The sequence below is a fragment of the Stenotrophomonas sp. S49 genome, assembly GCF_016624905.1.
Lineage (GTDB): Bacteria > Pseudomonadota > Gammaproteobacteria > Xanthomonadales > Xanthomonadaceae > Stenotrophomonas.
This window is the reverse complement of record NZ_JACVUD010000115.1, coordinates 1-12,933: the sequence shown is the minus strand read 5'-3', so window position 1 is coordinate 12,933 and position 12,933 is coordinate 1. Positions and strand designations below refer to the sequence as shown.

13 protein-coding genes are annotated in these 12,933 nt (G+C 68.5%); 6 read left to right on the top strand and 7 right to left on the bottom strand.

What is annotated here, in order from left to right; genetic code table 11:
* Window positions 1–66 precede the first annotated feature (66 nt).
* The gene (gene epmB, locus IAE58_RS18160) at window positions 67–1,107 is read right to left on the bottom strand and encodes an EF-P beta-lysylation protein EpmB (protein WP_199934572.1); all 1,041 of its coding nucleotides are present in this window, start codon (window positions 1,105–1,107) and stop codon (window positions 67–69) included.
* A 98-nt stretch (window positions 1,108–1,205) separates the two neighbouring features.
* Between epmB and efp the strand changes: the two genes are divergently transcribed.
* The 5 genes from efp to IAE58_RS18135 all read left to right on the top strand — a co-directional run bounded on the left by efp (window position 1,206) and on the right by IAE58_RS18135 (window position 5,443).
* Window positions 1,206–1,772 carry an elongation factor P gene (efp, locus tag IAE58_RS18155; protein WP_108750146.1) on the top strand — a complete coding sequence of 189 codons (567 nt, stop codon included), beginning with the start codon at window positions 1,206–1,208 and terminating at the stop codon, window positions 1,770–1,772.
* Window positions 1,773–1,950: 178 nt separating this feature from the next.
* Window positions 1,951–3,294, top strand: a complete 1,344-nt coding sequence (locus IAE58_RS18150; RefSeq protein WP_108756685.1) for a TRZ/ATZ family hydrolase — start codon at window positions 1,951–1,953, stop codon at window positions 3,292–3,294.
* 24 nt (window positions 3,295–3,318) lie between these two features.
* Window positions 3,319–4,035, top strand: coding sequence for a bifunctional 2-polyprenyl-6-hydroxyphenol methylase/3-demethylubiquinol 3-O-methyltransferase UbiG (ubiG, locus tag IAE58_RS18145; protein WP_108762472.1), 717 nt, complete (start codon window positions 3,319–3,321; stop codon window positions 4,033–4,035).
* Entirely contained in the window at window positions 4,032–4,727 is a 696-nt protein-coding gene (locus tag IAE58_RS18140) for a phosphoglycolate phosphatase (protein WP_108753635.1), read from the top strand. Before ubiG ends, IAE58_RS18140 begins: the two co-directional genes overlap by 4 nt.
* Window positions 4,728–4,738: 11 nt before the next feature.
* Window positions 4,739–5,443 carry a squalene/phytoene synthase family protein gene (locus IAE58_RS18135; protein ID WP_199934573.1) on the top strand — a complete coding sequence of 235 codons (705 nt, stop codon included), beginning with the start codon at window positions 4,739–4,741 and terminating at the stop codon, window positions 5,441–5,443.
* A gap of 142 nt (window positions 5,444–5,585) precedes the next feature.
* Here IAE58_RS18135 and IAE58_RS18130 read toward each other — a convergent pair whose 3' ends face one another.
* The 3 genes from IAE58_RS18130 to yidD are packed head-to-tail and all read right to left on the bottom strand — an operon-like array spanning window position 5,586 to window position 8,036.
* Entirely contained in the window at window positions 5,586–6,434 is an 849-nt protein-coding gene (locus IAE58_RS18130; RefSeq protein WP_199934574.1) for a M23 family metallopeptidase, read from the bottom strand.
* The gene (locus IAE58_RS18125; RefSeq protein ID WP_199934575.1) at window positions 6,434–7,780 is read right to left on the bottom strand and encodes a dihydroorotase; all 1,347 of its coding nucleotides are present in this window, start codon (window positions 7,778–7,780) and stop codon (window positions 6,434–6,436) included. Before IAE58_RS18125 ends, IAE58_RS18130 begins: the two co-directional genes overlap by 1 nt.
* A 1-nt stretch (window position 7,781) precedes the next feature.
* Window positions 7,782–8,036 (bottom strand): membrane protein insertion efficiency factor YidD, encoded by a 255-nt coding sequence (yidD, locus tag IAE58_RS18120; protein ID WP_108750139.1) that lies wholly within the window; start codon window positions 8,034–8,036, stop codon window positions 7,782–7,784.
* Between the two features lie 273 nt (window positions 8,037–8,309).
* Between yidD and dksA the strand changes: the two genes are divergently transcribed.
* Window positions 8,310–9,551 (top strand): RNA polymerase-binding protein DksA, encoded by a 1,242-nt coding sequence (gene dksA, locus IAE58_RS18115; RefSeq protein WP_199934576.1) that lies wholly within the window; start codon window positions 8,310–8,312, stop codon window positions 9,549–9,551.
* Window positions 9,552–9,657: 106 nt separating this feature from the next.
* Here the strand turns inward: dksA and IAE58_RS18110 are convergent, their stop codons facing one another.
* From IAE58_RS18110 to cysS, 3 genes are all read right to left on the bottom strand, one after another.
* The gene (locus IAE58_RS18110) at window positions 9,658–10,905 is read right to left on the bottom strand and encodes an MFS transporter (protein WP_199934577.1); all 1,248 of its coding nucleotides are present in this window, start codon (window positions 10,903–10,905) and stop codon (window positions 9,658–9,660) included.
* Complete coding sequence (locus tag IAE58_RS18105) at window positions 10,902–11,354, bottom strand: SufE family protein (RefSeq protein WP_108753629.1); 453 nt, start codon at window positions 11,352–11,354, stop codon at window positions 10,902–10,904. The genes IAE58_RS18110 and IAE58_RS18105 overlap by 4 nt, the downstream gene beginning before the upstream one ends.
* Before the next feature lie 91 nt (window positions 11,355–11,445).
* Window positions 11,446–12,822 carry a cysteine--tRNA ligase gene (cysS, locus tag IAE58_RS18100; protein WP_199934796.1) on the bottom strand — a complete coding sequence of 459 codons (1,377 nt, stop codon included), beginning with the start codon at window positions 12,820–12,822 and terminating at the stop codon, window positions 11,446–11,448.
* Between the last annotated feature and the right edge of the window lie 111 nt (window positions 12,823–12,933).

Sequence of the window (12,933 nt, the reverse complement as noted above, 5' to 3'; positions counted from 1 at the left end):
GGGCTCTCGGCACCCAAGGTGCCAGATCGGCAAGAGATAAGATCCACGCCACGCGTGGATGCCGGGTTACACCGGGCGCTTGCTCGGGTCGCCGGGCAGTTCCCGCACCAGCTTCGGCACCAGGTAACCGGACAGCCGCGCGGTCAGGCCGGCCACCAGCGCCTTGGCCTGCGCATCGTCCACTTCGAAGTGGGCTACGCCTTCCACCCGGTCCAGCTGGTGCAGGTAGTACGGCAGCACGCCGGCGGCGAAGCTGCGTTCGCTCAGGTCCTGCAGGGCCTGCACGCTGTCATTCACCCCGCGCAGCAGCACCGCCTGGTTCAGCAGCTGCGCACCGGTGCCGCGCAGGCGCGCCATGGCGCTGTCGACGCTGGCATCGAACTCGTTGGCATGGTTGGCGTGAACCACAATCGCCAGCGGCCAGGGCAGGCTGCCCAGCCAGGCCAGCAGTTCATCGTCCACGCGTTCGGGCAGCACGATGGGCAGGCGGGTGTGGATGCGCAGGCGGCGCACGTGGGAAATCTGCCGCAGCGCGTCGGTCAGTTCCACCAGCTTGTGGGTGGCCAGCGACAGCGGGTCGCCGCCGGACAGGATCACCTCGTCGATGTCCGCATCGTCGGCAATGGCCTGCACGGCCTCCTGCCAGCCGCCCTTGGCCGCGTTTTCCGCGCCATAGTCGAAGTGCCGGCGGAAGCAGTAGCGGCAGTTGATCGCGCAGCTGCCGGTGGCCACCAGCAGGGCACGGCCACGGTACTTCTGGATGACCCCGGTGGCCTTCTTGGCCGCGCCATCGCCCACCGCATCGAAGCTGAACCCGGGGACCACCTGCATTTCCGCATCGATCGGCAGCACCTGGCGCAGCAGCGGGTCGCTGGCATCGCCGTGGCGCATGCGGGCGACGAACCCCTGCGGCACGCGCAGCGCGAACTGCGCCATGGCCGCTTCGGAAACCCCCAGCGCGGCCGGGTCCAGGCCCAGCTGGGCCAGCAGCTGCTGCGGGTCACGCAGTGCCTGCCGCCAGAGCTGCTGCCAGCGTGCGGGCGCGCCCGGAGACTGGGGCCGGGGGAAGGCGGAAAGCTGCATGGAGAGGGGGCCTGCGGTTATCATGGGGGCATAAATCAGTTGCCCACCGGGGTTCCGGTGGGCTTTCCATTCTATCCGGCTCGCCGCACCCGCGGCGGTTTTGCCATTTGAGGAGCTTGAGCATGGCCACTGTGGGCATGAATGACGTCAAGAACGGGATGAAGATCCTGGTCAACAACGAACCGGCGGTCATCACGGATACCGAGTATGTGAAGCCGGGCAAGGGCCAGGCCTTCACCCGCGTGAAGTACCGCTTCATCCGTTCCGGCCGCGTGGTGGAACTGACCATGAAGGCGACCGACGACCTGGAAGTGGCCGACGTTGTCGACACCGACATGAACTACATGTACAGCGATGGCGAGTACTGGCACTTCATGGACCCGGAAACCTTCGAGCAGGTGCAGGCCGACAAGGCCGGCATGGGCGGCGCCGAAAAGTGGCTGAAGGGCGAAGAAGCCTGCATCGTGACCCTGTTCAACGGCGCGCCGATCTTCGTGCAGCCGCCGAACTTCGTTGAACTGAAGATCACCGAAACCGATCCGGGCGTGCGTGGTGACACCTCGGGCGGCGGCGGCAAGCCGGCCACCCTGGAAACCGGCGCCGTGGTGCGCGTGCCGCTGTTCGTCAACCAGGATGAAATCATCAAGGTTGATACCCGCTCGGGCGAATACTCCTCGCGCGTCAAGTAATCCGGCGCAGCCGGATTACCTGTAGAGCCGAGCCATGCTCGGCTTTCCGGGCACCGCCCGGACCCGTTGCTGGCGCCCATGGCGCCGCAGCGGACAGCCGCCGGACATGGCCCGGCGCTACCGCATCCCGCCAGGCGCGCCCCTGCCATCACGTTCCCCCACAGCCAAGTGAGCCCGCATGAGCGATAGCCCGCACCTCCCCGAAGCCTGCGACCTGCTCATCGAAGCCGGTTATGTCGTTCCGATCGAGCCGCATGCGGTGGTGCTGGAAGACCATGCCGTGGCCGTGCGTGGCAGCGAAATCGTTGCCATCCTGCCGCGTGCCGAGGCCCGCGCGCGCTTCCGCGCCGCGCAGGTGGTCAGCCGTCCCGACGCGGCGCTGATGCCGGGGCTGGTGAACGCGCATACGCACAACCCGATGACCCTGCTGCGCGGCGTGGCCGACGATCTGCCGTTGATGACCTGGCTGCAGCAGCACATCTGGCCGGTGGAAGCGGCGGTGATCGGGCCCGAATTCGTGGCCGACGGCACCACCCTGGCCATTGCCGAGATGCTGCGCGGTGGCACGACCTGTGCCAACGAAAACTATTTCTTCGGTGACGTGCAGGCCGCGGTCTACAAGAAGCACGGTTTCCGCGCGCTGGTCGGTGCGGTCATCATCGATTTCCCCACCGCCTGGGCCAAGACCGATGACGAGTACTTCGCCAAGGCCGGTGAGCTGCACGACCAGTGGCGCAGCGACCCGCTGATCGGCACCGCGTTCGCGCCGCATGCGCCGTACACGGTGAACGACGCCAATTTCGAGCGCGTGCGCATGCTGTCCGACCAGTTGGACATGCAGGTGCACCTGCACACCCATGAAACGGCGCAGGAAATCACCGATTCGATCAAGCTGCACGGCCAGCGTCCGCTGGCGCGGCTGGATCGCCTGGGCCTGGTCAACGACCGCCTGATCGCGGTGCACATGACCCAGCTGACCGACGCGGAAATCCACCTGTGCGCCGAACGTGGTGTCAGCGTGGTGCACTGCCCGGAATCGAACCTGAAGCTGGCTTCCGGGTTCTGCCCGGCCTGCGCCCTGCAGCGCGCCGGGGTGAACCTGGCGATCGGTACCGACGGCTGCGCCAGCAACAACGACCTGGACATGTTCAGCGAGAACCGCACCGCGGCCATCCTGGCCAAGGCCGTGGCCGACGATGCCACCGCGCTGGACGCGGCCACCACGCTGCGCGCCTCGACCCTGGGCGGCGCACGCGCGCTGGGCTTCGGCGAGCGCATCGGTTCGATCGAAGTCGGCAAGCAGGCCGACCTGGTCTGCGTTGACCTGTCCGCGCTGGAAACCCAGCCGCTGCACAACGTGCTGTCGCAGCTGGTGTACGCCACCGGCCGCCAGCAGGTCAGCGACGTCTGGATTGCCGGCAAGCCCAAGCTGGTGCAGCGCGAGCTGGTCGGCATGGACCTGCCCGGCATCATTGCCAATGCGCGCCAGTGGCGCGAGCGCATCCGCCATATCCGCGCCTGACCGACGGCGCCGCAAGGATTTCCCATGACCGCCCCGCACGCATCCTCCAATTTCGATCAGGCCGAGCTGGACAAGTTCGCCGCGCTCGCCAACCGCTGGTGGGACGCTGACGGCCCGCAGAAGCCGCTGCACGCGCTCAATCCGGTGCGCCTGAAGTACGTGGCCGACCGCGTGCCGCTGCGCGGCGCGCGCGTGCTGGACATCGGTTGCGGTGGCGGCCTGCTGAGCGAGGCGCTGGCCCAGGCCGGCGCCGAGGTGACCGCCATCGACCTGGCCCCGGAACTGGTGAAGGTGGCCCGCCTGCATGCGCTGGAAAGTGGCGCGAAGGTGGATTACCGCGTGCAGGCCGCCGAGGACCTGGCCGCCGAACAGCCCGGCAGCTTCGATGTGGTCACCTGCATGGAAATGCTCGAGCACGTGCCGGACCCGGGCGCGATCATCGAGGCCTGCAAGCGCCTGCTGAAGCCGGGCGGGCATCTGTTCCTGTCCACCATCAACCGCACTGCCGCCGCGTTTGCGGTGGCCATTGTCGGCGCCGAGTACGTGGCACGGCTGCTGCCCAAGGGCACCCACCACTACCAGGAATTCATCAAGCCGGCCGAGCTGGCCCGCTGGCTGCGCGAGGCGGATGTGCAACTGGTCGATGTCAGCGGCATGGCCTACGAGCCGTGGCGCAACCACGCCCGGCTGAGCAGCCGCACCGACATCAACTACCTGGCCTACGCGGTCAAGCCGGAATGAGCAGCGCGTCGTTCCCGCGCGCGGTGCTGTTCGACCTGGACGGCACGCTGCTGGACAGTGCGCCGGATTTCGTCGCCACCTGCGATGCGATGCTGGCCGAGCGCGGCCGCGCGCCGGTGGACCCGGCGCAGCTGCGCCCGGTGGTGTCCAAGGGGTCGCGCGCCATGGTCGGCGCCGCCTTCCCGGATCTGGACGACGCCGCGCGTGACGCATTGATTCCCGAATTCCTGCAGCGCTACGAGGCGCTGATCGGCCGGCACGCGGTGCTGTTCGACGGCGTGGCCGGCATGCTGGCCGCGCTGGACGCTGCCGGCACCGTGTGGGGCATCGTCACCAACAAGCCGGAATACCTGGCGCGCCTGGTCCTGCCGCAGCAGGGCTGGCAGCAGCGCTGCGCGGTGCTGGTGGGTGGCGATACGCTGGCCGAACGCAAGCCGCACCCGCTGCCGTTGCTGCATGCCGCGCAGGCCATGGGCGTTGCCGCCGAAGACTGCGTGTACGTGGGCGACGACGAGCGCGACATCCTCGCCGCGCGTGCGGCGGCCATGCCGTCGGTGGCTGCGCTGTGGGGCTACCGCCTGCACAGCGACGATCCGCTGGCCTGGCAGGCCGACGTGCTGGTGGAAAACGCCGAACTTCTGCAACTGGCCAGTCTGTGGCCGACCCGGCCGGCAGCCCCGGCCCAGCCGTAAGGAACAACGTAGTGAGCAGTACCGCGCTGGAAAGCTTCCTCGACAAGTGGCGCAGCCGCTGGCCGGAATGGTCGGTGGCCGCACCCTTCGTGGCCGAGCCGCAACGTGACCTGGCCGTGGCGTGGTTCGCGCTGCTGCAGGAATTCGATGACATGCTCAACACCAGTGGCGATCCGCTGCCGGCCGACGCCAAGTTGGCATGGTGGGGCGAAGAGCTGCGCAGCTGGGCCGGGCAGCGCTCGCGCCATCCGCTGGGGCGCCTGTTGGAGCCGGTGCGTGCGCCATGGGCACAGCTGGCCGAGGCCCTGCCGGATCTGGTCGAGGCACGCACGGTCGCGCTGGACGCCGCCGGCGCCGAGCGTGCGCTGGCCCAGTACGCTGAGGCCGTGGCGGCGGTGGAGGCCGTGCTGTTCAACGACGCCCCGCGCAAGGGCGCAGGCCGTGCCGTGCAACTGCAGACCCTGGCCCAGCGCCTGCAGGACGCTGGCGTGGCCGGTGTGCCGCGCAGCCTGCTGGACGAGGACGCCAGCACGGCCAGCCAACGCTGGGCGCAGCATCTGCTGAAGGGGTGGGGCACCCGTGTGCCCGGCCCGCGCCCGCGCCGGATCTGGTCCAGCCTGGCCCGCGCTCGCGTGGCCGCCCAGGCCGCAGGCAAGCCGATCGAAGCCACCCCGGTACGCACGCTGCTGCGCGTGTGGTGGGCCGCACGCGGCTGATCGCTGTTGGTGGGTGCGGACCTTGGTCCGCACGCTCTGGGGATCGTGCCGACCAAGGTCGGCACCTACCAAGGCGCAATGCGCTCGCCGGGCATGGCCCGGCGCTACCGGATCATGACCCCACCCAAGCGCATTGCGCGCGTTATTTGCGTTCCAGCACCAGCAACGGGTCGATGCGGGTATCGAACCAGTTCATGCCCCAGTGCAGGTGCGGGCCAGTGGCGCGGCCGGTAGCGCCGACGGCGGCAATCACCTGACCCTGCTCGACACGATCCCCCACCTTCACGTCGATGCGTGACAGGTGCAGGAAGTTCGAACTGATGCCGTAGCCATGGTCGATCAGCAGCGTGCCGCCGGTCAGGTACAGATCAGGGCCGGCGAAGGTGACCACGCCGGCGGCCGGCGCCTTCACCGGGGTGCCGGTCGGCACCGCGATATCCATGCCGGAATGGCCTGCGCCGGGCTGGCCGTTGTACACGCGTGCATTGCCGAAGCGGCCGCTGATGCGGCCCTGCACCGGCCAGATGAAGGTCTGGGTGAAATCGGTGCGGTTGTCATCGCGGGCGCGCGCCGCGGTCACCTGCGCCTGTTCGCGCTTGATGCGCTCGGCAATCGCCGGCGGCGGATTCACCGTCTTCGGCGGCACGCCGTTCACGCGCTCGGTCGGCCAGTCGCGCGGGGTCACCGAAATCGTGGCCGTCTCGCTGCCGCCATCCGGGCGCTGCACCTGCACCTGCAGCGGGCCTTTCTCGTCGCGGCCGATGCCGAACACCACGCTGCCGTAGTTGCTCACGCGCAGGTCGCGGCCGGCGTAGCGCACGCGGCTGCCGGCCGGCACCTTGCCGATCACCATGGCGCCCTGCGAGGCGCTGGGCGGGAACACCACGCGGCTGTCGATCAGGCTGCCGATGCCATCCTGCGCCCGTGCCGGCGGTGCGGTGAACAGGGGCGCGGCCAACAGCAGCGCCCCGAACAGAAGTGCCGAACGCATCAGCGGTCGTAGGTCATGCGCTGGCCGGCCGGTTCGCCCACCAGCTTGCTGCCGTCCCACACCAGCTGGCCGTTCACCCAGGTCGAGGCCACGCGCGAACGGAAGGTGGTGCCTTCAAACGGCGACCAGCCGCACTTGGACAGCACGTCCTCGCGCTTGACGGTGAACGGCACGTCTTCCACCAGCACCAGGTCGGCGAAGTAGCCTTCGCGCAGGAAGCCGCGCTCTTCCACGTCGAACAGCTGCGCCGGGGCGTGGGCGAACTTCTGCACCACCTGCTCGCGGGTCAGCTTGCCTTCGTGCACGCGCTCCAGTGCGGCCACCAGGGCGTACTGCACCAGCGGCAGGCCCGACGGCGCCTGCGCATAGGGCTTCTGCTTCTCTTCCCAGGTATGCGGGGCGTGGTCGGTGGCCAGCACGTCCAGCACATCGTCTGCCAGCGCGGCGGTGATCGCCTCGCGGTCGGACACTTCCTTGATGGCCGGGTTGCACTTGATCAGGTTGCCCTTGGTCGCGTAATCCGGGCGCGCGAAGTGCAGGAAGTGCACGCAGGTTTCGGCGGTGATCTGCTTGCGGCTGCCGTCGGCGCGGATCAGCGGGCCCTTCTCGAACAGCGCCAGTTCGTCGGCGGTGGAAATGTGCAGCACGTGCAGGCGGGTGCCGTGCTTGCGTGCCAGCGACATGGCCAGGCGGGTCGACTTGATGCAGGCCTCGCGCGAGCGGATGTCCGGGTGCATGTCCGGGGTCAGTGCATCGCCGTACTTTTCCTGGAACGCCTTCAGGTTGGCATCGATCATCGGCGTGTCTTCGCAGTGCGTGATGATCGGGGTCGGGCATTCGCGGAAGATCGCATCCAGCGTGTCCGGGTCATCCACCAGCATGTTGCCGGTGGACGCGCCCATGAACACCTTTACGCCCGGGGCCTTCTTCGGGTCCAGTGCGCGGATCGCTTCCAGGTTGTCGTTGCTGGCGCCGTGGTAGAAGCCATAGTTGGCCCAGGCGCGGCCGCGGGCCAGTTCGTACTTGGCCTCCAGGATGGTCGAATCCAGCGTGGGCGGGTTGGTGTTGGGCATGTCCATGAAGCTGGTCAGGCCACCGGCCACGGCCGCCGCCGATTCGCTGGCGATGTCGCCCTTGTGGGTCAGGCCCGGTTCGCGGAAATGCACCTGGTCGTCGATCATGCCGGGCAGCAGCCAGCGCCCCGCCGCGTCCACCACCTGCTCGCCGTCGCGCGGGGTCAGCCCGCTGCCGATCTGCGCGATGCGGCCGTTCTCGATGCGCAGGTCGCCGTCGAAGGTGCGGCCTTCGTTGACCATGCGGGCATTGGTGATGAGGGTGGAGGACATGTCAGTGTTTTCCTGTGCAACGGCAAGAAGGAGCGTGGGAAGACTCGGGCACTGGATCGAAGCCGCCGGGATGGAAGGGGTGGCAGCGGCCCAGTCGGCGCGCGGCCAGCCAGCTGCCGCGCAGCGGGCCGTGGCGGCCGATGGCCTCCATCGCGTATTCAGAACAACTGGGCACGAAACGGCAGCGCGGCCCCAGCAGGGGGCTGATGAAGCGCTTGTAGAAGCGCAGCAGGGCGATGAGCAGGCGCGAGATCACCCAGTCATCTTATGCCAGTTGGCATGAAGGCCGCATTTGTGCAGGATGGGCCGTTGGTCGCATGTCGCCGATGGCCTGCGACCGGTGCTGGCACCCTTGCAGGTGCCGGCCAGGTTCCGCACCGCGCAGGGCGGCCAGGTTGTTCGGGCCGCCACGTTGGGCCCGCTGGCTCCAGGACTGAATGGAGCAGGCCCCCAAGGTTGCTGCTGCCGGTCGGGTAGGCTATAAAGGCCCGCTTTCCCGGGCCCCGGGGAATCCAAGGAAGAGCGTTTCGTGGCTGCTAAAAAAACTGCAAAGAAGGCCGTCAAGGCCGCCAAGAAAACCGCCAAGCCTGTTGTGAAGAAGTTGGCGGCCAAGCCCGTTGCCCCGAAGTCGGCCAGCAAGCCGGCAGCGAAGGCGGCGTCATCGCAACCGGCGGCCAGGAAGGCCACCGCAAAGAAGACCCCGGCCAAGGCCGCCAAACCCGCCGTGGCCAAGAAGGCCGCGCCGGCGAAGGCCAAGCCTGCGGCCGCGGCGAAGAAGGCCCCGGTGGCGAAGAAGACCGCTGCCAAGGCTGCTCCGGTGAAGAAGGCTGCCGCCAAGCCAGCGCCCAAACCGGTTGCCAAGAAGGCCGCGCCCAAGCCGGCACCGAAGCCGGTGGCCAGCAAGGGTGCTGCCAAGCCCGCCGCGAAAAAGGCGGCTGCCGCTAAACCGGCGCCCGTACCTGCCGTTGTAAAGAAGGCCGCAAAGAATGTTGCCAGGCCGGCTGCAAAGCCGGCCCCGGCCCCCGTAGTGAAGTCCGCACCGAAGCCTGCCGCAAAGCCTGCTCCGGCCAAGCCTGTCCCGGCCAAGACCGCCCCCGTGGTTGCTGCCCCTCCGGCCCCCAAGCCGGCTGCGGCAGCAGCCCCGGTTGCATCGAAGGCCCCGCAATCCAAGAATCCCGTGCCCGTTTCGAAATCGCCTGCCAAGACCGCCGTGAAATCTGCCGTGAATCCTGATACCGCTCCGAAGACTGTGTCGCGCCCCGTCGGCAAGGTTGCCGTGGCTGTGACCGCCCGTTCGGCGGCGCCGGCCCCGCGCAGCAAGTACAAGGTCATCGAATACAAGACCGACGAGGCCACTGGCCGCCCGATCCTGCCGGCTGGCTACAAGCCGTCCTCGGAAGAGGAATACATGAGCTCGCTGCAGCAGGAATACTTCCGTCAGCGCCTGCAGAACTGGCGTGGTGACCTGGTGGAAGAATCCAAGCAGACCATCGAGAACCTGCGCGAGGAAGTGCGTGACATCGGCGACGAAGCCGAGCGTGCAACCCGCGAGACCGAGAACTCGCTGGAACTGCGCACCCGTGACCGCTACCGTAAGCTGATCGGCAAGATCGACAGCACCCTCAAGCGCCTGGAAGCAGGTGACTACGGCTACTGCGTGGATACCGGTGAAGAAATCGGCCTGGAGCGCCTGGAAGCGCGCCTGACCGCCGAGCGCACCATCGACGCCCAGGAGCGTTGGGAGCACCTGCAGAAGCAGCAGGGCGACTGATTCCAGAGCGTTGTGTGGTCATGCAAAAAACCCGGCCTTGGCCGGGTTTTTTGTTTGTAGCGTCGAGCCATGCTCGACTGCCTGGCTCGACTCTACAACGGCGAGCTTATTGCAGGTCGCGCAGGTTCAACTTCCGCAGCGTCGGGTTCTTCCAGGCGGTAATGCCGGCCACGCCCAGCACCGCGCAGCCGCCCAGCACCACCGCCGGCACCAGGCCCAGCAGCTTGGCCATCGTGCCGGCGTAGAACGCGCCCAGTTCGTTGGACGAGCTGATGAAGATGCCGTTGATTGAAGACACGCGCCCGCGCATTTCCTCGGGCGTGGCCAGCTGCAGGATGGTCGAGCGCACCACCACCGACACGCCATCGAACGCCCCGTAGAACAGCAGGATCAGCGCCGACAGCCAGAAGTGCTGGGACAGGCCGAAGCTGACCACGCACAGGCCGAACCCGGCCACGGCGAACAGCAGCACGCGCCCGGCGTTCTTCTGCAGCGGGTGGCGGGCAAGCCACAGGCCGACCGCAATCGAACCCAGTGCCGGTGCCGCGCGCAGGATACCCAGCCCTTCCGGGCCATGGTGCAGGATCTCCTGCAGGAAGGCCGGCAGCATCGCCACCACGCCGCCCAGCAGCACCGAGAACATGTCCAGCGCCATCGCGCCGACCATGATGCGGTTGCCGACCACGAAGCGGGCGCCGTCGGCGATGCTCTTGAAGATCGGCGCAGCCGGGCCGTCATGCACCGGCTCGCTCACTTTCAGTGTGGCCAGGCAGCCCAGCGCGACCAGTGCGAAGCCGGTGGCCACCGCGTAGGACAGGCCCTTGCCGCCCCAGCCGACCAGGATGCCGCCCAGCGCCGGGCCCACCACCATGCCCGACTGGAACACCACGCTGCCCAGCCCGGCGCCGCGCGCGAACTGCTCACGGGCCAGCACGCGGGCGAACAGGGCGTTGTAGATGGGCGACAGGAAGGCACGCACCATGCCGGTCAGGGCGATGGCCGCATAGATCGGCCAGACCCCGTGGAACGGCAACCAGCCCTTTGCCACGCAGGTCAGCACGATGGCCGTGGCCACCAGCCCGGCGCAGGCGACCATGCCCAGCCGGCGCCGCGGCAGGTGGTCCACCAGATAGCCGGCAAACGGCGCCACGCAGAAGAACGGCAGCACCTCGGCCAGGCCGACCAGGCCCAGCGAGAACGGATTGCGGGTGACTTCGTAGATGTGCCAGCCGACGGTGACGGCCACCACCTGGTAGGACAGCATCGCGAAGATGCGGTAGGCCAGCAGCTTGGCAAAGCCGGGCCGGCCCAGCAGGGCCAGCGCGCCTTCCTCTCCAGTGGCGGCGGCGGTCACGGCTGTTCGCGCTGCAGTTGGGCCTGCGCGGTCTCGCGGATGAAGGCCAGCATGGCGGCCACGCCATTACTGCGGGTGGGCGACAGGTGGCGGGCCAGGCCGATGTCCTGGATGTAGCTGGGTTCGGTGGCCAGGATTTCCTGGGCCGAGCGGCCCGAGTACACGCGCAGGGCCAGGAAGATCAGGCCCGAGACGATGGCCGAATCGCTGATGGCGTGGAAGCGCAGCGACTGCGCGTTGCCTTCCGGCACGATCCACACCATCGACTGGCAGCCCAGCAGGCGGTGCTCTTCGGTCTTCCACTCTTCCGGGAAGGTCGGCAGCTTGCGGCCCAGGTCGATCAGGTACTGGTAGCGTTCGGACCAGTCACCGAAGAAGGCGAATTCTTCGGCAATGGCGCTCTGCGCCTCGGCGGCGGTGGGTTCAAGCGGGAACGGGGAGTCGGTCACAACGGTCTCTGCAGTGGGGGCGGGGGGGGGGGGGGGCCGCCCCCGGGGGGGGGGGGGGGGGCCCCGGGGCCCCCCCCCCGGGGCAGGGCGGTCAGGCGCGCTTGCGCACCCAGCGCACGCCCTGCGGGGTGTCTTCCAGCACGATGCCCTCGGCGGCCAGCTGGTCGCGGATGGCGTCGGAGCGGGCGAAATCGCGAGCCTGCTTGGCTGCGGCACGTTCGTCGATCAGACCCTGGATGCGCGCATCGTCGTCGCCTTCGCTGGCGGCGGTGCCGAACCACTGCGCCGGGTCGGCCTGCAGCAGGCCCAGCGCCAGCCCGGCGCCGAGCAGTTCGCCCTTCAGGCGCGCGCGCTCGGTCGGGTCGGTGGCTCGGCGGGCCTCGCCAGCAATGCGGGCGACCTCGGCCAGCGCCTGCGGGGTGTTCAGGTCATCGTCCAGGGTGGCTTCCACCGACGCCGGAATGACGGCCGCAGCATCCACGTCCAGCAGGTCGCGCAGGGTGCCGTACAGGCGGTCCAGGGTGCGCGCGGACTGTTCGATGAGCGCATCGGACCAGTCCAGCGGCTGCCGGTAGTGGGCCGACAGCAGGGCCAGGCGCAGCGCTTCGGGCGGGTGCTGGCGCACCAGGTCGTGCACGCGCTCGATGTTGCCCAGCGACTTGCTCATCTTGGCGCCGCCGAAGTTGAGCATTCCGTTGTGCAGCCAGAAGCGGGCGAAGACCTTGCCGCCGTGGGCGCATTCGCTCTGCGCGATCTCGTTCTCGTGGTGCGGGAACTGCAGGTCGACGCCGCCGGCGTGGATGTCGATGGTCTCGCCCAGGTGGGCGGCGGCCATCGCCGAGCACTCGATGTGCCAGCCCGGGCGGCCGCGGCCCCACGGCGATTCCCAGCCGGGCAGGTCGTCGCTGGACGGCTTCCACAGCACGAAATCGCCGGCGTCGCGCTTGTACGGCGCCACTTCCACGCGGGCGCCGGCCAGCATTTCTTCCGGATCGCGGCGCGACAGCTTGCCGTAGCCATCGAAACTGGCCACCGCGAACAGCACGTGGCCCTCGGCGGCGTAGGCATGGCCGTTGTCGATCAGCTGCTCGATCATGGTGATGATCTGCGGCATGTGCGCGGTTACTTCCGGCTCGATGTCCGGCGGCACCACGCCCAGCGCAGCCATGTCTCCACGGTAGGCGGCGGCGAACTTGTCGGTGATGGTGCTGATCGGCACGCCCTGCTCGCGCGCGGCGGTGTTGATCTTGTCGTCCACGTCGGTGATGTTGCGGGCGTAGCGCAGCGCGCCGAAGCGGCGCCGCAGCAGGTCGGCCAGCACCCCGAACACCACCGGGCCACGGGCGTTGCCGATATGCACGTAGTTGTAGACCGTGGGGCCGCACACATACAGGGTCGGACAGGCCGGATCGATCGGGGTGAACGGTTCGAGCTGGCGAGTCAGGTTGTTGTGCAGGCGCAGGGTCATGGGGATCGGGGTGGGGGACAAGCCTGTGATTTTAGAACGTGTCGGGCCCCTTTGGGGGCGGGCCGCTGGACTCATGGGGTCTGCTTCTTACCTTGGCAGCCAATCCAGATC

Excerpts from the sequence above, each read along its gene's own strand:
- epmB (WP_199934572.1), bottom strand. The coding sequence starts at position 1,107 with ATGATAACCGCAGGCCCCCTCTCCATGCAGCTTTCCGCCTTCCCCCGG.
- efp (WP_108750146.1), top strand. The coding sequence starts at position 1,206 with ATGGCCACTGTGGGCATGAATGACGTCAAGAACGGGATGAAGATCCTG.
- ubiG (WP_108762472.1), top strand. The coding sequence starts at position 3,319 with ATGACCGCCCCGCACGCATCCTCCAATTTCGATCAGGCCGAGCTGGAC.
- IAE58_RS18150 (WP_108756685.1), top strand. The coding sequence starts at position 1,951 with ATGAGCGATAGCCCGCACCTCCCCGAAGCCTGCGACCTGCTCATCGAA.
- IAE58_RS18130 (WP_199934574.1), bottom strand. The coding sequence starts at position 6,434 with ATGCGTTCGGCACTTCTGTTCGGGGCGCTGCTGTTGGCCGCGCCCCTG.
- cysS (WP_199934796.1), bottom strand. The coding sequence starts at position 12,822 with ATGACCCTGCGCCTGCACAACAACCTGACTCGCCAGCTCGAACCGTTC.
- IAE58_RS18140 (WP_108753635.1), top strand. The coding sequence starts at position 4,032 with ATGAGCAGCGCGTCGTTCCCGCGCGCGGTGCTGTTCGACCTGGACGGC.
- IAE58_RS18125 (WP_199934575.1), bottom strand. The coding sequence starts at position 7,780 with ATGTCCTCCACCCTCATCACCAATGCCCGCATGGTCAACGAAGGCCGC.